Below are 16,206 nucleotides of genomic sequence, written 5' to 3' on the forward strand. Positions count from 1 at the left end.
ACGGCGTGAGCATCCCCCACCCCAACATGCCCATGCTCGCCGCCCTGGCCGGCCTCCCCGCCGCCGGAATGCAATATGCGGGGGCCCTCAAATCCGCCCCGCCCCTGGCGAACCTGCCCTTCGACATCACGCTCCTCTGCACGGCCGCCCTCGCTCCCGGCCTGCTGCTGCTCGTCGCCGGAACACGTTGGCGGGCCCATGCGGCCCTGGCCCTGCCTATCGGTGCCTGCGCGCTGCTCTGGCTCTGGCTGGTTATCGCGGCCCTCTGGAGCCCGTCGCGCGACATCCTGGCGGCCAAGCTGCCCGAGGAGGTGCTGGTCGCCCCAGCCATGCTCCTCGCCGGTCTGGCCATTGGCGCCGAGGCGGGGGCGCGGCGCGTGCTCGCGGCCACGACTCTCGCCCTCGGCCCCTTCGTAGCCGTCTCGGTTGCCTGGGGCATCACGAGCGGCACGGTGGTGCTGGGCGGGGCGGTAGGGGCAAATCCCGATCTGGTGCGGGTACAGTACCAGCTCGCCGGGCTGGCAATAGCTTGCGCGGCGGGACTGTCCGCGCTTCGCGCGGCCGAGGCCCGGGGGCTTTGGCGCCTGCCCTGGCTCGGCCTGACGCTCCTTCTTTGCGGTGCGGGGCTGTTACCGGGCGGGCGGGCCGGGCTGCTGGCCCTGGGCCTTGCGGTGTCACTGGCCCCGGCCGCCCATTTCTGGTCCGCTGGGCGTGCCCGGGCCGCCCTCGGCTGGACCACAGCGGCGGCAGGCCTGGGATTGCTCGGCCTGGCCCTGCTGCTCGCCCAGCCGGACCGTGCCGCCGGGCTTCGCACGCTGGAGCGCTTCACCGGCGAAGGCCTCGCCGCCTCTGCCCGCCCCGTACTCTGGGCGCAGGCGCTGCGCTGGGCCGGGGAAAGCCTGCCCTGGGGCCTGGGCACCGGCGGCTTCACCATGGCGGCCGGGAATGGGGAGCGGCGCGGCCTCTATCCCCACAACCACGCGCTGGAGGTCCTGGCGGAGGGTGGCCTGCCCGGCATCCTTCTCTGGCTCGGCGCCTTCGGGGGCGGGGCGGCGCTGCTCCTGGGCCGGCTGCGCGCCCTGCCTCCGGGCGCCGCTGGGCGGCTGGTCGCGCTGGTGCTGCCCGTGGCCCTTAGCGCCATGGTCTCGACCGACCTGGGCAACCGCATGGTCTGGTTCGCTCTCGGCCTTGCACTCTCAGCCGGGCTGGAGGCCGAGCCACGCCTCAGCCCCCGGGGCCCGGCCTCCTCAGGAGCGCATCATGGCTGAAGGCTTCTACGCCCGGCGCGGCAAGCGTTGGCTCGACGCCATCGCGGCGACGCTGTTGCTCATTGTGCTCGCCCCGGTGCTCACGCTGGCGGCGCTCGCCGTGCGCCTGGCCCTTGGCCCCCAGATCCTGTTCCGGCAGGAGCGCGCCGGGCGAAACGGCGTGCCTTTCACCATCCTCAAATTCCGCTCCATGCGCGCGCCCCACTTCCCCGGGGAACCCGACGCGGACCGCCTACCCCGCTTCGGCCGGCTTCTCCGCGCCTCCGCCCTCGACGAGATCCCGCAACTCCTGAACGTGCTGCGAGGGGAGATGAGCCTGGTCGGCCCGCGCCCGCTGCCCATGGCCTATATCCCCCGCTTCACCGCCCGCCAGACAACCCGCTTGCGGGTCCGTCCCGGCCTCGCCGGCCTGGCCCAGTCCCACGGCCGCAACGCGGTGCCCTGGCCCGAGCGGCTCGAATGGGATGCGCGCTATGCCGAGGCCGTTACGCTACGTGGCGATCTTGCGGCGATCCTGGGCACGTTGCGCGTCCTGCTCTCCGGCAACGGCGTCAGCGCACCAGGCCACGCTACCATGCCGGCCCTGGAGTCGCCGGCGGCCATCCATGCCCGCTGCGCACCTGGTGCTCATAAGACCGTCCGCCGAGATCAACACAACGTAAATATATGAGATTTATCCCTCTGACGAGCGACTGTCTTTTTAAACGGACAATTTTCGAGTCATGCGTGCAATTCCTCGGCAAAATCTTACCAAAGGTTGCAAAAGCCCTTGCGGATGCGCCGGTTACGGCATCAACTTTTCGTTGTCATATCCAAGCAGCGAAAGATGGTCCTGCGCCTTCCCCCCTCTATAGGTACCGTCCCGGCTTCCGTGACAACCGGCGCGTTGCATAACGTGCTGCCATTCCGCCGCCCCGGCGGGAATGCAGCACAGCTGGCCCGCATTCATCTCTCCCCACCCGAACTAGCGGGAGGCGAGGTCGAGGCAATCGAGGAAACCCTCCGGAGCGGCTGGCTTGCCCCTGCCGGTCCCGTCCCGAAGGCCTTCGAGGATGCCTTTGCCAGGGCGACTGGCTTTCGCCATACCCTCGCCGTCTCCTCCGGCACCGCAGCGCTACATCTCGGCTATCGTGTGCTGGACCTCGGCCCGGGCGATGAAGTCTGGGCGCCCAACCTCACCTTTGTCGCCACTGTCGCACCTGCGGTCCAGATGGGCGCGAGGGTCACCTTCCTGGACGTCTCTCCGGAGAGCTGGACCCTCGACCCCGACCTACTGCGGGACGCCCTGGGCCAAGCGGCGCGGGAGGGGCGGCTGCCCCGCATCATCGTGCCGGTGGACCTCTACGGCCAGTGCGCCGATCTCGACGCCATCGTTGCCATCTGCGACCGCTGGGGCGTGCCGGTGATGTGCGACGCGGCGGAGAGCCTGGGCGCCACCGCGCGGGGGCGCCGGGCCGGGCAGGGCGCGCGCCTCGCCTGCTTTTCCTTCAACGGCAACAAGATCGTCACCGCCGGGGGCGGCGGCGCATTGGTTTCGGATGATTCCCGCCTGATCGCTGCCGCCCGCCATCTCAGCATGCAGGCGAAGGAGGCGGCGCCGCACTACCAACACGAGACAACAGGCTATTCCTACGGCTTCTCTTCCATCCTGGCCGCTGTCGGCCTCGTCCAGCTCAGCGCACTGGAAGCGCGGGTAGAGGCCCGCCGCGCCGTTTTCGCCCGCTATGTCGCCGGTCTGGCCGACCTGCCCGGCATCACCTTCATGCCGGAGCCCACCTGGGGCCGTTCCTCTCGCTGGCTCAGCGTCGTCCTGTTTGACGCCGACCGCTTCGGGGCAGACCGTGAAAGGGTACGCCGCGCCCTTGACGAGGCCGGAATCGAGAGCCGGCCGGTCTGGAAGCCTCTCCATCTGCAGCCGGCCTTCCGCGGCATGCGCAGTATCGGTGGTGGCGTCGCGGCCGGGTTGTTCGAGCGCGGCCTCTGCCTTCCCTCCGGCGCCATGGCCCCGGGTGAGCAAGCCCGCGTTATCGAGGTGATCCGCCGCCTAGCCCGTCACTGAAGGCCCGATCCCGCTGCGCCTCCTCTACCTCCACCAGCACTATTCCGGCCCGGACGGGGCCACCGCCACCCGCGCCCATGCCATGGCCCGCGCCATGGCCGCCCGTGGCCATGAGGTCACCCTTGCCTGCGGCCGCTACGAGGGCGCCGAGACCGGTCTGTCCGGTCCCTTCCGTGCCGGCCGGCGCGAGGGCCGCACAGCCGGCTTCCGGGTGGTCGAATTCGACATTCCCTACGCCAACGGCCAGGGTCTCGTCGCCCGCACCGGTGCCTTCCTCCGCTACGCCCGCCGCGCCCTCGGGCTCGCGCTGGACGGGGGCTTCGACCTTCTCCTCGCTTCCTCCACGCCCCTGACCGTCGCCCTACCCGCCCTCGCGGCCCGGCGCCTGCGCGGCCTGCCTTTTGTCCTCGAGATCCGCGATCCCTGGCCCGAACTGCCCCGCGCCCTGTCCGGGGCGCAGGGCGCCGGCGTGCCCGCGCCCATCCTGGCCGGGATGGACCGCCTGGCCACCGCCGCCTGCCGCAATGCCCGCGCCGTGATCGGCCTGACCGAAGGCATGGTTGAGACCGCCCTGGCTCGCGGCGCCGCCCCGGGCGGGGTTCATGTCGTCCCCAATGGCTGCGATCTCGACCTCTTCGGCCCGCATATCGCGCCCTGGCGCCCGCCCGCAGCCGCATCGGGGGAAGTCCTGGCCGTCTATGCCGGTGCCCATGGCCGCGCCAACGGGTTAGATGCCGCCATCGAAGCCGCCACCATCCTCCGCAATCATGGCGAGCGCCGCCTGCGCCTGGTCCTGATCGGCGAGGGCGGCGAGCGCCGCCGGCTGATGGCCGAGGCGGCGCGCCGCGACCTGCGGAACCTTACCTTCCTTGATCCCCTACCCAAGACCCGCCTCGCCGGCCTGCTCTCGGGTGCCGGAATCGGGCTGCACCTCCTGGCCCCCATTCCCGCCTTCGCGGAATGGACAGCGCCGAACAAGTTGATGGACTACCTCGCCGCCGGGCTTCCGGTCGTCACCAACGCTCCCGGCCGCGCCGCGCGGCTGGTGGAGGCGCAGGGCGACGACCCGGCCTGCGGCCTCGCCGCGCCCCCCGGCGACGCGCCGGCCTTGGCCGACGCGCTGGCGGCGCTCACCACGAACCCGGCACGCCGGGCCGCGATGGGCGCCGCCTCACGGGGGCGGGCCATGCGGCTCTGGGACCGGCGCCTGCATGCGGCACGGTTCTGCGAGATCCTGGAGGCGGCGGCATGAGAGAAGAAAGGCCGGGAGAAGGAAGAATTCCTTCCCCGGCCCCCGCGCGAGGGCCTGCCTTTGGCCCCCATCGCTTTCTTTGGGTGTACGGGCGCCCCCGCGTCGTTGGCACACCAGCGCTCCAGACAAAGGTGGAGGGGGGACCGGAGCGATACTTCCCTCGGGACTTTTCCCTTGCTTCCTGAAATCCACCTGATCGCGGCCGCGCGCCCTAACCTCCCCAAACTGGCCGCCCTGCTGCACGCCCTGGCTGAGGTCACACCCTTCTGCACCCCTGTTCTCGTTCACACCGGACAGCATCACGATGCCGCGATGTTCGGTGCCCATCTGGCCGATCTGGGCCTCGCCCCGCCGGACATCGCGCTTGGCATATCCGGCGGGGGCCATGCCGGGCTGACAGGCCGCACCATGATCGCCTGCGCGGATCTTTGGGCCGCCCGTCGCCCGGCCCTGGTCGTGGTGGCCGGGGATGTGGACGGCACGCTCGCCGCCACTCTTGCCGCGCGCAAGCTGGCCATTCCGGTCGCGCATCTTGAAGCGGGGCTGCGCTGTGGCGACCTCGATATGCCCGAAGAGATCAATCGCCGCGCCGTGGATGCCATCAGCACCCTTCTCTGGGCGCCCGACGAGGCGACCGCCGCCCGCCTCCTCGCCGAAGGCCATAGGGCTGACTCCGTGCGTGCGGTGGGCAACACGATGATCGACAGCCTGTTACGCGCCCTGCCTATGGCCCGCGCCCGTCCCCTTCCAGACGGGCTTCAAGGCGGCGCCTATGGCGTTCTCACTCTCCACCGCCCAGCCAATGTCGACTCGCGCGAGGCCCTAACCGCCCTGCTGGCGGCGGTGGCCGGGGCGGCGCAGCATCTGCCTCTGGCCTGGCCGGTCCACCCCCGCACCGCGCAGCGCCTTTCGGAATTCGGTCTTGCCGTGCCAGAAAGGGTCATGTTCCTCCCGCCGCTCGGATACCTGGACTTCCTGGGATTGCTCACCCAGGCCCGCCTGGTCGTCACCGATAGCGGCGGCGTGCAGGAGGAGGCCTGGGCGCTCGACCTGCCTTGCCTGACGCTCCGCCCCTCCACCGAGCGGCCCATCACGCTGGAGGCCGGCACCAACCGCCTCGTACAGCCTGCGGGGCTGCCCGACGCCGTCGCGGCTGTCCTGGCAGGTGACCGCCCCCGCGCCCGCCCTATCCCGCTCTGGGATGGCCAGGCCGGCGCCCGCATGGCCGCGCATCTGGCCGAGTTCCTGGATCACGCTCCCGGGCAGGAAGGCAGAGCATGAGCGAGGCGCACGACACCCGCTCCCCGAAAGCGTTGTCCGAGGCGCCGCTGGTCCTGATGCTTTCGGCCGCGCATCCCCCGACCGACCTGCGGATCGTCGGCAAGGAGGGCGCGGCCCTGGCCGCGGCGGGCTGGCGCGTCACGCATCTCGCCCCCGCTCCGCTGCGTGGCGCCAAGGACGTGCCGGCCAGCCACGCTGGCGTGACGATCGTCACCTATCCCCGCCCCTCAGGCTGGATGGGCCGGCTGCGCGGCGCCCGCGCCCTGGCGAGGCGCGCCGCCCGGCTGAAGCCGGACGTGATCCATGCGCATGAGCCGGACAGCTGGTACGCCGCCATCCTCGCTGCCCGGAAGATCGGCGCGGCCGTGGTGCTGGACGTGCATGAGCACTACCCCTCGCGCCTCGACAACCGCCTGCCCGGCCTTTTCCGCGGCCTGGGCCGCCGCGCGGTGCTGGCCTCCTGCCGCTGGATGGCGGCGCGGGCCGATGCCATCGTGGTGGCCAAGGACGGGCTGGAGGACGCCTTCCCCGGGAGCGCCGTCGTCCCCGTCCGTAACTACGCCGCCAGTGTGCCGGTGGCGCCGCGCGAGCACCGCCAAGGCCCCGTCACCCTTGTCCATCTCGGCGCGCTGACACGGGAACGCGGCGCCTTCGAGATGCTGCAGGCGCTCGCCCAGAGCCCGGAGGGTACCCGCCTTTCCCTCATCGGCCGCTTCACGGACTCCTCCGAGACCGAGTTCCTCTCCGAGGCCAAGCGCCTTGGCCTTGCGGGCGCGGTGGAACGCCACGGCTGGCTGCCGCACGACGCAGCCGTGGCGCGGGCGGCGGAGGCCGATATCGGCCTCGTCCTGTTCCAGCCCGGGCATGAGAACCACCGGCTTGCCCTGCCGCACAAGCTGTTCGACTGCATGCTGGCCGGCCTTCCCGTTATCGCCCCGGACTTTGCGGAGGAGGTGGCTACGGTGGTGCGCGAGACGGGCTGCGGCATCCTTGTGGATACCGCCGATCCCGGCACGATCGCCAATGCCGTGCGCAGCCTGCGCGATCCAAAGCGGCGGGCGGAAATGGGAGCGGCCGGCCGGGTCGCCGCCCTTGGGCGTTATGGCTGGGGTGGTGAGGCAGATCGCCTGATTGCCCTGTACCGCGATCTGGCGCCCCTTCCGCAGTCCAACGTGGTGCGCCCCATGGCCAGCCATGGAAAGCCAGCCGAAGCCGGTCCTGCCCAGCCCGCAATCCCGTTCACCGCCGCCCTGAACAGGACAGAGCCAACGGCGCCCGCGGCCCCACAGCCCCCCTTGCCGCCCGTCGCAGAGATCGCCCGTGCTCCGGTCACGCGGGCATCGCCCGAGCCGGCGGACACGCTCTTCGCGAATCTGTCCGCCGCGATCCGGGCCGCCAGCCCACCAGCGCCCGCTTCGTCCGACGCTGTTCCGCGCCTTCTCGAGGCTGCGCTGGGCGAGGCGCGGGCAGTGCCAACCGCACCGGTCTCTTCCCTGGCGCACCAAGCGCCCGATTCCGTCCGGGAGCCGCGCCCCGCCGCATCGCTGCCGGGTCATTCGCCGCCATCTCCCCAGGTTCTGGGTTCGACGCCGCCGGAAGCACCCCGGGTGGCCGTACCGCCCGCCAGCCCCGCAGCCGCGCTCAACGCCATGGTGCAGGCAATCCGCAATGCAGCCCCGGAACCGCAGCCCGCAGAGCCGGCGGAGCCCGCCCCTGCCCTCCTCGCCTCCCTGCATGACGCGCCTGGAGCGACGCCTCCGGCCCTACCACAGCCGGCGGCTCCGGCCCTGACGGGACGGCCGATTGGTTCAGCACCGCGCTTTGCTGGCATGCGGCTGCTGACGGAAGCCGGGCTGACCGCGGCCCGCAGTGTGCCGAGTCCACTGGCCGCCATGCTTGCCCGCACGCCCGACACGCCCTCCAAGCCGGTTCCGGCCCGGTCGCCGGTCAACTCCGACGTGCCGTTGGTGGAGGCGGGGCTGCGCGCCGCCAATCCCCGGATGGCGCCGCAGCCGGTTCCGTCCGAGTGGCGCTTGCTTCAACCCTCCCCGGCCCTGCCGCCGCTGCCCGATGCGGCCGGTCTGCCTTCCCAGGCCCGTCACTAGGCCCCTCAAAATGGCACCTCAGCGCATTCTCCTGAATCTCGGCCTGGATCTGGCCCTCGCCGCGATGGCTCTGCCCGCGGCGCTCTGGCTGGCCGCTCCTGGCGACTGGCCGCCCGCCACCTGGTGGATGGGCGGGCTGGCGGGCGCATTGCTCGCCTTCCTTGCCGCTGCCCTGCCGCTGCGCCTGCCCCGGCAATACTGGCGCTATGCCGATCTGCCCGATCTCCTGCCCGTGGCCGGAGCCGCCCTGGGCGGCGCCGTGCTCTTCTGGGCCGGGCTCCTCGTGGCCGGAGTCTGGCGGCCGGACAACATGGCCTTCCCCGTGCTGCATGCCGGCGCGATGGTGGTTCTGCTCGGCTGCGCGCGGCTGGTCGGACGCGTGAACTCCACCCACCGCGTCGGCCCGCAATCGGATGTACCGGCACAGCCCGTGCTGGCCGTCGGCGGCGGCGACGCGGTGGATCTCTTCATCCGCGCCCTGATCGCCCAACGCGCGCCCGGCTATCGCGTGGAGGGGATCCTCGCCCCCCGCGCGCGTCAGCGGGGCCGCCGGATCCTCGGCGTGCCGATCCTGGGTGCGGTGGAGGAGGCCGGCACGGTTCTCGATACGCTGCGGGCCGAGGGACGCCTGCCCGCGCTGGTGGTGCTGGCTGATCCCTCGCTGGCCGGTGACGCGCTTGAAACCCTGTTGGACGCTGCCGACCGTCACGGCGTGCCGGTGCGCCGCGCCCCGCGCCCCACGGCGCTGGATCCCGCCACCGCCCGCCCCCAGGCGGCGCGCAAGCTCGACCTCCGCCCCGTCTCCATCGAGGAGTTGCTGGACCGTCCGCAGATCCCGCTGGACCGCGAAGGCATGGCCCGGCTGATCCAGGGCCGCCGCGTGCTGGTGACCGGCGCCGGCGGCACCATCGGCAGCGAGCTGGCCCGGCAGATCGCGGCGCTCGGTCCGTCCAACCTCACCCTGCTCGACCATGGCGAGTTCGCCCTTTACGAGATCGATCTGGAACTGTCGGAGCGTCACCCCGGTGTCCCCCGCCGCGCCGTGCTGGCCGATGTGCGGGACGAGCCACGCCTGCGCCGCTTGATGGAGGAGATCCGGCCCGATCTGGTTTTCCATGCCGCCGCGCTGAAGCATGTGCCGATGGTCGAGAACGACCCGATGGAAGGGCTGCTGACCAACGCCCTCGGCACCCGCCTGATCGCCGATGCCGCCCGCGCCAATGGCTGCCGCGCCATGGTCTTCATCTCCACCGACAAGGCGGTCAATCCGACCAGCGTCATGGGTGCCTCCAAGCGCCTGGCGGAGATGTACTGCCAGGCGCTCGACGTCGCGGCGCGGAGCGGCGGCGGCATGCGCTGCGTCACCGTGCGCTTCGGCAATGTGCTGGGCTCCACCGGCTCCGTCGTGCCGCTCTTCCGGCGCCAGCTGGAGCGCGGCGGGCCGCTGACCGTCACGCATCCGGACATGCGCCGCTACTTCATGACGGTGCGGGAGGCGGTGGGTCTCGTGCTGCAGGCCAGCGTCATCGGCGCGGAGGACCGCGCGGACCAGCCGCCTGAGCTGCGCGACGGCGGCATCTTCGTGCTCGACATGGGCAAGCCCGTGAAGATCGTGGACCTGGCCCGCCGCATGATCCGCCTCGCGGGGCTGCGGCCCGACGAGGATGTGGAGATCCGTTTCACGGGCCTCCGCCCGGGCGAGAAGCTTTATGAGGAGTTGTTCCACGGGCAGGAGCCGCCGCGCCCGACGCAGTTCCCGGGCCTGCTCGTCGCCAAGCCACGCACGGCCGATGCTGCCCTGGTCGGCCGCGCCATCGATGAGATCTCCAACGCCGCCCGCGGCGGCCAGGCACGCCTTGCCCTCAGTGGCCTCGCGCGCATGGTGCCGGAATTCGAGCACGCGCCGAACACCCCCGCGGCGGGGCGGGCATGAAGCTCCGCCCCGCCCCTGCCCTGCCACCGCGTGGCCGGACAGCATGATGGACGGTGTCACCGCGCCCGCCGCCTGGCGCGACAGGCTGATCGCAAGGCTGGCGGCACGGCAGGCGCGGGTCGGCCTGGTCGGCCTCGGCTATGCCGGCCTGCCACTCGCGTTGCGCTTCGCCGAACTGGGCTTTCCGGTGGAAGGCTTCGACACCGATCCCGCGAAGGTGGAAGCCATCAATGCGGGCCGCAGCCCCGTCCACGGAATCCCGGATGCCCGGGTCGCCGCCTCCGGCATGCGCGCCCATGCAACGGCCGAGGCCGCCGCCGCCTGCGACGCGCTGGTGATCTGCGTTCCCACCCCGATCGGTCCGCATAAGGAACCCGACCTCTCGGCCGTGCGCGCCACGCTGGCGGCACTGGCCCCGCATCTGCGGCCCGGCCAGGCCATCTCGCTGGAAAGCACGACCTATCCCGGCACGACGGAAGAGCTGGTCCTTCCCACCCTCGCTACCGCCGGGCTGCGCGTCGGGGAGAACGCCTTCGCCATCTACTCCCCGGAACGCGAAGACCCCGGCAATCCCGACGGTACCGTCTCCCGCATTCCCAAGCTCGTCGCCGGCGCCACTCCTGCCTGCCTCGCCGTGGCCCAGGCCCTCTATGAGCCCGTCGCCGGCAGCCTCGTTCCCGTCTCATCCCTCGCCGTCGCCGAACTGGCAAAGTGCTATGAGAACGTCTTCCGCGCCGTGAATATCGGCCTGGTGAACGAGTTGAAGCGCATCGCCCATGCCATGCATCTGGACGTGCATGAGGTGATCGACGCGGCCGCCACCAAGCCCTTCGGCTTCATGCCCTTCCGCCCCGGCCCTGGCCTGGGCGGCCACTGCATCCCCGTCGATCCCTATTACCTGGCCTGGAAGGCGCGCGAACTCGGCGTGCCCAGCGACTTCGTGGAGTTGGCTGGCCGTGTGAACGACGCCATGCCCGGCTATGTCGTCGCCCGGCTGCGCGACGCGCTGGACGATCGTGGCATCCCGCTCCGCAACGCCCGCATCCTCCTTCTCGGCCTCGCCTACAAATCCGGGGTGCCCGACACGCGGGAGAGCCCGGCTGTCGAGATCTTCCGCCTGCTGGAGGAACGCGGTGCACAGCTCGCCTATCACGACCCCCTGGTGCCGCGTTTTCCGGCGACGCGCCGCCTGGCCGGCACCTCACCCCATCTGGAGAGCGTGCCTCTGGACGAAGCCATTCTCGCCGCGCAGGACGCGGTGATCCTCGTCACCCCGCAGCCGGGCATGGACCTCGCCCTTGTGCGCCGGGCGGCGAAGCTGGTGGTGGACACTCGCGGCGCGCTGCGTGGGAATGGGCCGGGGCTCGTCGTGACGGCGTAAGGGTCCGCAGGGCGCGGCGGCTAGAGCAGGAAGGAGAGGGCCTCCGCGCAGGGTTGCTCCACCTTCAGCGTCAACAGCTCGTCGGCGCGGGTACGGCCCAGATTCACGGCGGCGATTTCCTTCCCGGCGCGGGCCGCGGCCTGCACGAAGCGGAAGCCCGACCAGACCATCAGCGAAGACCCGACGACAAGCATCGCGTCAGCCTCCTCCAGCGCCTGGAAGGCGGCCTCCACCCGGCTTTTCGGAACCGTCTCGCCGAAGAACACGACGTCGGGCTTGAGCAGCCCGCCGCAGACCGGGCAGCCCGGCACGGCGAAGGAGGCGAAGTCCAGCCCGTCGAGATCGGCATCGCCATCCGGCGCCCGGGCGGCATCAAGCCCGGCCCAGCCGGGATTGAGCCGGACCATCTCCTCCTGAACGGCCTCCCGCGGGCCCATCCACCCGCAATCCATGCAGCGCACGGTGTCCAGCCGCCCGTGCAGATCAACCACGCGGTGGCTTCCGGCGGCCTGATGCAGCCCGTCGACATTCTGGGTGAGCAGAAGCGTGCTCCTGCCGCTCGCCTCCAGACGCGTTAGCGCCTTATGGGCCTGGTTGGGCCTGACCTGGGCGATGCTCCGCCAACCGATCAGGCTGCGCGCCCAGTAGCGCTGGCGGGCTGACGCGCCCCCCATGAAGGCCTGGAACGTCATGGGCTGCGCGCGCTTCCACCGGCCATCGGCATCCCGGTAGTCGGGGATGCCCGAATCCGTGCTGCAACCGGCCCCGCTCAGCACGAACAGGCGCCGGTGACGATCGACGAAATTCTGAAGCCCGGCGCTCTGTGTCATCCTGATCATAGGATAGCACGGACGAACGCGCCCGCGGGAAGCGCGGTTGCTCGCCGGCAAGCTTGCCTGATACGAGCCCGGCCGCAAACCAGTCACAAAGGCAAAAGTCAACGTGGAAACACCTGTCACGCCAGAGGCGCGGAAGGCGCTCTGGGGCTCGGCCGTCGGCTATGCGATGGACGGGTTCGATCTTCTCATCCTGGGCTTCATGCTCCGCGCCATCGCGAGCGAGCTGCAGCTTGGCCAGGCCGAGGCTGCCTCCCTTGTGACCGGCACACTGGTGGGCGCCGTCCTGGGTGGCCTCATCTTCGGCATGCTCTCGGACCGTCTGGGCCGGGTGCGCGTCCTCACCTGGACCATCGTTCTCTTTGCGGTTTTCACCGGACTCTGCGCGCTCGCCCAGGGTTACTGGGACCTGCTGGCCTATCGCACCATTGCCGGTATCGGCCTGGGCGGCGAGTTCGGCATCGGAATGGCCCTGGTCGCCGAAGCATGGCCCGCGGAGAAGCGTGCCCGCGCCTCCTCCTATGTCGGGCTTGGTTGGCAGGCCGGCGTTCTGCTGGCGGCCATTGCCACCCCGGCCCTGCTTCCGATCATCGGATGGCGCGGCATGTTCGCCGTAGGCGTCTTCCCCGCGCTCGTCGCCTGGGTCATCCGCCGCACGCTGCATGAGCCCGAGGTGTTCACCGCGCGCAATGCAAAGGCCGTTCGAGAGAGCTTCCCTCTCCGGCTTCTCGTGAAGGACGCGCAGACCACGAAGACCAGCCTGGGGCTGATCATTCTCTGCTCCGTCCAGAACTTCGGCTACTACGGCGTGATGATCTGGCTGCCCAACTATCTCAACAGCCGGTTCGGCTATGGGCTGACCCAATCCGCGGTGTGGACAGCAGTGACCATCGCCGGCATGGCTGTCGGGATCTACGCCTTCGGCCAGATCGCGGACCGCATCGGCCGGCGCCCTGCCTTCCTCGGCTATATGCTCGGCGCGGCGGTGATGGTCGTCGTTTATTCGCAGCTGACGGACGCCACGGCCCTGCTGATCGGCGGTGCGGTGATGGGCTTCTTCGTGAACGGCATGCTGGGCGGCTATGGGGCGCTGATCAGCGAACTCTACCCCACCGCGGTCCGCGCGACGGCGCAGAACGTGCTCTTCAACATCGGGCGCGCGGTGGGCGGCTTCGGGCCTGTCGTGGTGGCCGCCATCGCGGCCACCCATGGCTTTGAGACAGCCATCGCCGCCCTGGCTGCGCTCTATGTTCTGGATGTCGTGGCGCTTTGGCTTCTCATCCCGGAGCGCCGCGGCGCCGAACTGGCCTGACGCAGGCACCTGACACGAGGCAGGAATCTGCCTCGTGTCCACTTCCGTGGGGGGCGCGATTGCCATCCCACATCACGCCACTGGTGGGGTCCCCTCCTGTGTCGATAGCGCCCGGTCCAGGTAGTGGGCCGCGCTGATCAGGGCGAGATGCGTGAAGGCCTGCGGGAAATTGCCCAGATGCTCGCCGGCCGGCCCAAGTTCCTCGGAGTAGAGTCCGAGGTGGTTGGCGTAGCCGAGCATCTTCTCGAACAGGAAGCGCGCCTTCTTCACATCGCCTGCGCGGGCCAGACATTCGACATACCAGAAGGAGCACATGTTGAAGGTGCCCTCGATGCCGTCCAGCCCGTCGATGCTCTCATCCTCGTAGCGACGCACCAGGCTGTCATCCACCAGGCGCTTCCCGACCGCGTCCAGCGTCGAGAGCCAGCGCGGATCGGTCGCGCTGATGAAGCGCATCAGCGGCATCAGCAGGCAGGAGGCATCCAGCATACGGCTGCCCTTGGCCTGCACGAAGACGCCCTGGACGGGATCCCAGAAGTTCGTGTGAATGTCATAGTAGATGGCGTCGCGCGCTTCCGCCCATCGCTGGAAGGGCGCCGGCAGGGAGCGCTTTCGCGCCAGGCGCAAGGCACGATCGAGCGCCACCCAGCACATCAGGCGGGAGTGCAGGAAGTGATGGCGCCCGCCACGCACTTCCCAGATGCCCTCGTCAGGCTGTTCCCAGTTCTCCGCCACCCAGTTCATGGAGCGGATGATGCCCTCCCAGCCTTCATGCGACATCTGCTCGCCGTATTTATCGGAGAGATAGATCGCGTCCATCAGCTCCCCGTAAATGTCGAGCTGAAGCTGCCCGGCGGCACCATTGCCGATGCGGACGGGGCGGGAGCCCTGATAGCCGCTGAGATGGGCCAGCTCCGTCTCGGCCAGCTCCCGCTCCCCGTCCAGCCGGTACATCAGGTCCAGCCGGCCATCCGTCTCGCTCCCGGCCTCCCGCGCGATCAGCCAACGCATGAAGGCATTTGCCTCCGCGGTGTGGCCGATGCGCAGAAAGGCGTAGACGGTGAAGGCCGCGTCGCGCACCCAGATGTAGCGGTAATCCCAGTTGCGCGTGCCGCCAATCGCTTCCGGCAGGCCGAAAGTGGGGGCCGCCACCATCGAACCGTGCTCCTGCGAAGTCATCAGCTTCAGCACGAGGGCGGAGCGGTTCACCATGTCGCGCCAGCGTCCGCGATAGCTTGAGCGCGCGGTCCAGCGACGCCAGGCGTCGGCCGTGTCCTTGAAGCACTCCGCCACTTCCGCCGGAATGGCGGGGCCCGCCCGGCCAAGCGCCGCATCTTCCAGCACGAAGGCCGCGGCCTCACCGGCCTTCAGCTCGAACTCCGCAGTCCCGTCCCCTTCCTCCAGATGCAGCTCTACTGTGGCACGCAGGCGGAGTGCCCGGTCCGGTCCTTCAAATACAAGGCTGCCGTCCTCCTTCCGGACTGTGTGAGAGGCGCGGCCGTAATCGAAGCGCGGCGCACAGCGCATGCGGAAGCGCATGGGATCGCGCACTGCCTTGGCGCGGCGCACCAGCCGCTGCGACGGCCCGAGCGCCATATAGTCGGAGATCTCCGCCACGCCGTGATGCGAGAGGAAGCGGGTCAGCAGGATGTTGGTATCGGGCAGATAGAGTTGGCGGTGCCGCGCGCCGTCCAGCACCGGCGCCAGTTCGAAGCGCCCGCCCTTCTCGTCATCGAGGAGGGAGGCGAAGACGCTCGGGCTGTCGAAGCGCGGCCAGCACAGGAAGTCCACGGCACCGTCGAGGCCGACCAGGGCGGCGGTGCGGAGATCGCCGACGATGCCGTGGTTTTCGATCGGCTCTCCCATCAGCCGTTGCCGATGAAGGAGGCGTAGAGCGTCATGCCGCCATCGACGAAGAGGGTGGTGCCCGTGACGTAATCCGCCTCGTCGGAGGAAAGCCACGTCACGGCGCGGGCGACATCCTCCGGCTCCCCGATGCGGCCATAGGGGATGAGGCGCAGCATCGCCTCCATCCCCTCCTTCGTGCCCCATTCCGATTGGTTGATGGGGGTGCGGATCGCGCCAGGGGCGATGGCGTTCACCCGGATGCGCTCCGCCGCCACTTCCTGCGCCAGGGTCTGCATCATCATCCGTACCCCGCCCTTGGCGGCCGCGTAGTTCACATGGCCGGCCCAGGGGATGACCTCATGGACGGAACTCATGCAGACAATGCTGCCCCGGGCGCCTCCGGGCCGCTCCGGGCCGCGGCGGAAAGCCTTGATGGCCTCGCGGCAGCAGAGGAACTGGCCGGTGAGGTTGACCGAGAGCACGGCTTGCCAGTCCTGCAGCGACATCTCGCCCAAAGGGGCGTCCTTCTGGATGCCGGAATTGGCGACCAGCAGGTCGATGCCCCCGAAGGCCTCGATCGTGCCCTGGACCAGGGCGATCACCTCCTCCTCCTTCGAGACATCGCCCCCCAGGGCCACGGCCTGCCCACCGGCCGCGCGGATCTCCGCCGCCAACTCGTCGGCCGGCTTCCGCTCATGATGATAGTTCACGGCCACGGCGGCCCCGGCTTTCGCCAGATCCTTCGCCACCGCGGCGCCAATTCCGGAGGAGGCTCCGGTGACCAGGGCGCGTCGCCCGGCGAGAAGGGGACGGGTGGGGGTGTCGGGGGCAGAGGGCATGGCAGCTCCGATCCACGGGCCGTGATGTGGAGAATGGCCCAGGTCCGAGCCAGGGAACGCGACCGCCGCGCCCGGGTTGGCCGGGCCTGTTG

12 protein-coding genes are annotated in these 16,206 nt (G+C 70.3%); 9 read left to right on the plus strand and 3 right to left on the minus strand.

Annotated features, from left to right (window positions below; translation table 11 throughout):
- Window positions 1-5 precede the first annotated feature (5 nt).
- From ACO1BU_RS07775 to ACO1BU_RS07810, 8 genes are all read left to right on the plus strand, one after another.
- Window positions 6-1,268 (plus strand): O-antigen ligase family protein, encoded by a 1,263-nt coding sequence (locus tag ACO1BU_RS07775; protein ID WP_424135345.1) that lies wholly within the window; start codon window positions 6-8, stop codon window positions 1,266-1,268.
- A complete protein-coding gene (locus ACO1BU_RS07780) occupies window positions 1,261-1,938 on the plus strand; it encodes a sugar transferase (protein WP_424135346.1) in 678 nt (225 codons plus the stop codon). The genes ACO1BU_RS07775 and ACO1BU_RS07780 overlap by 8 nt, the downstream gene beginning before the upstream one ends.
- A gap of 156 nt (window positions 1,939-2,094) precedes the next feature.
- Window positions 2,095-3,327 carry a DegT/DnrJ/EryC1/StrS family aminotransferase gene (locus ACO1BU_RS07785; protein ID WP_424135347.1) on the plus strand — a complete coding sequence of 411 codons (1,233 nt, stop codon included), beginning with the start codon at window positions 2,095-2,097 and terminating at the stop codon, window positions 3,325-3,327.
- Between the two features lie 13 nt (window positions 3,328-3,340).
- A complete protein-coding gene (locus tag ACO1BU_RS07790; RefSeq protein WP_424135528.1) occupies window positions 3,341-4,579 on the plus strand; it encodes a glycosyltransferase family 4 protein in 1,239 nt (412 codons plus the stop codon).
- Window positions 4,580-4,753: 174 nt separating this feature from the next.
- On the plus strand, window positions 4,754-5,860 hold the full coding sequence (gene wecB / locus ACO1BU_RS07795) for a non-hydrolyzing UDP-N-acetylglucosamine 2-epimerase (protein ID WP_424135348.1): 1,107 nt from the start codon (window positions 4,754-4,756) through the stop codon (window positions 5,858-5,860).
- Window positions 5,857-7,965, plus strand: a complete 2,109-nt coding sequence (locus ACO1BU_RS07800; RefSeq protein WP_424135349.1) for a glycosyltransferase — start codon at window positions 5,857-5,859, stop codon at window positions 7,963-7,965. Before wecB ends, ACO1BU_RS07800 begins: the two co-directional genes overlap by 4 nt.
- Before the next feature lie 10 nt (window positions 7,966-7,975).
- The gene (locus ACO1BU_RS07805; RefSeq protein WP_424135350.1) at window positions 7,976-9,898 is read left to right on the plus strand and encodes a polysaccharide biosynthesis protein; all 1,923 of its coding nucleotides are present in this window, start codon (window positions 7,976-7,978) and stop codon (window positions 9,896-9,898) included.
- A 46-nt stretch (window positions 9,899-9,944) separates the two neighbouring features.
- The gene (locus ACO1BU_RS07810; protein WP_424135351.1) at window positions 9,945-11,279 is read left to right on the plus strand and encodes a nucleotide sugar dehydrogenase; all 1,335 of its coding nucleotides are present in this window, start codon (window positions 9,945-9,947) and stop codon (window positions 11,277-11,279) included.
- Between the two features lie 20 nt (window positions 11,280-11,299).
- Here ACO1BU_RS07810 and ACO1BU_RS07815 read toward each other — a convergent pair whose 3' ends face one another.
- The gene (locus tag ACO1BU_RS07815; RefSeq protein ID WP_424135352.1) at window positions 11,300-12,109 is read right to left on the minus strand and encodes an NAD-dependent protein deacetylase; all 810 of its coding nucleotides are present in this window, start codon (window positions 12,107-12,109) and stop codon (window positions 11,300-11,302) included.
- A gap of 112 nt (window positions 12,110-12,221) precedes the next feature.
- Between ACO1BU_RS07815 and ACO1BU_RS07820 the strand changes: the two genes are divergently transcribed.
- The gene (locus tag ACO1BU_RS07820; RefSeq protein WP_424135353.1) at window positions 12,222-13,427 is read left to right on the plus strand and encodes an MFS transporter; all 1,206 of its coding nucleotides are present in this window, start codon (window positions 12,222-12,224) and stop codon (window positions 13,425-13,427) included.
- 72 nt (window positions 13,428-13,499) lie between these two features.
- Here the strand turns inward: ACO1BU_RS07820 and ACO1BU_RS07825 are convergent, their stop codons facing one another.
- Together ACO1BU_RS07825 and ACO1BU_RS07830 are read right to left on the minus strand one after the other, a co-directional pair.
- Complete coding sequence (locus tag ACO1BU_RS07825) at window positions 13,500-15,293, minus strand: glycoside hydrolase family 15 protein (protein ID WP_424135354.1); 1,794 nt, start codon at window positions 15,291-15,293, stop codon at window positions 13,500-13,502.
- Complete coding sequence (locus ACO1BU_RS07830) at window positions 15,293-16,114, minus strand: SDR family oxidoreductase (RefSeq protein ID WP_424135355.1); 822 nt, start codon at window positions 16,112-16,114, stop codon at window positions 15,293-15,295. Before ACO1BU_RS07830 ends, ACO1BU_RS07825 begins: the two co-directional genes overlap by 1 nt.
- Window positions 16,115-16,206: the final 92 nt, after the last annotated feature.

The organism is Roseomonas chloroacetimidivorans, assembly GCF_049629625.1.
GTDB lineage: Bacteria > Pseudomonadota > Alphaproteobacteria > Acetobacterales > Acetobacteraceae > Roseomonas > Roseomonas chloroacetimidivorans.

Coding starts and splice junctions, on each gene's coding strand:
- ACO1BU_RS07815 (WP_424135352.1), bottom strand. CDS start 12,109: ATGACACAGAGCGCCGGGCTTCAGAATTTCGTCGATCGTCACCGGCGC.
- ACO1BU_RS07805 (WP_424135350.1), top strand. CDS start 7,976: ATGGCACCTCAGCGCATTCTCCTGAATCTCGGCCTGGATCTGGCCCTC.
- ACO1BU_RS07830 (WP_424135355.1), bottom strand. CDS start 16,114: ATGCCCTCTGCCCCCGACACCCCCACCCGTCCCCTTCTCGCCGGGCGA.
- ACO1BU_RS07825 (WP_424135354.1), bottom strand. CDS start 15,293: ATGGGAGAGCCGATCGAAAACCACGGCATCGTCGGCGATCTCCGCACC.
- ACO1BU_RS07785 (WP_424135347.1), top strand. CDS start 2,095: ATGGTCCTGCGCCTTCCCCCCTCTATAGGTACCGTCCCGGCTTCCGTG.
- ACO1BU_RS07810 (WP_424135351.1), top strand. CDS start 9,945: ATGGACGGTGTCACCGCGCCCGCCGCCTGGCGCGACAGGCTGATCGCA.
- ACO1BU_RS07780 (WP_424135346.1), top strand. CDS start 1,261: ATGGCTGAAGGCTTCTACGCCCGGCGCGGCAAGCGTTGGCTCGACGCC.
- ACO1BU_RS07800 (WP_424135349.1), top strand. CDS start 5,857: ATGAGCGAGGCGCACGACACCCGCTCCCCGAAAGCGTTGTCCGAGGCG.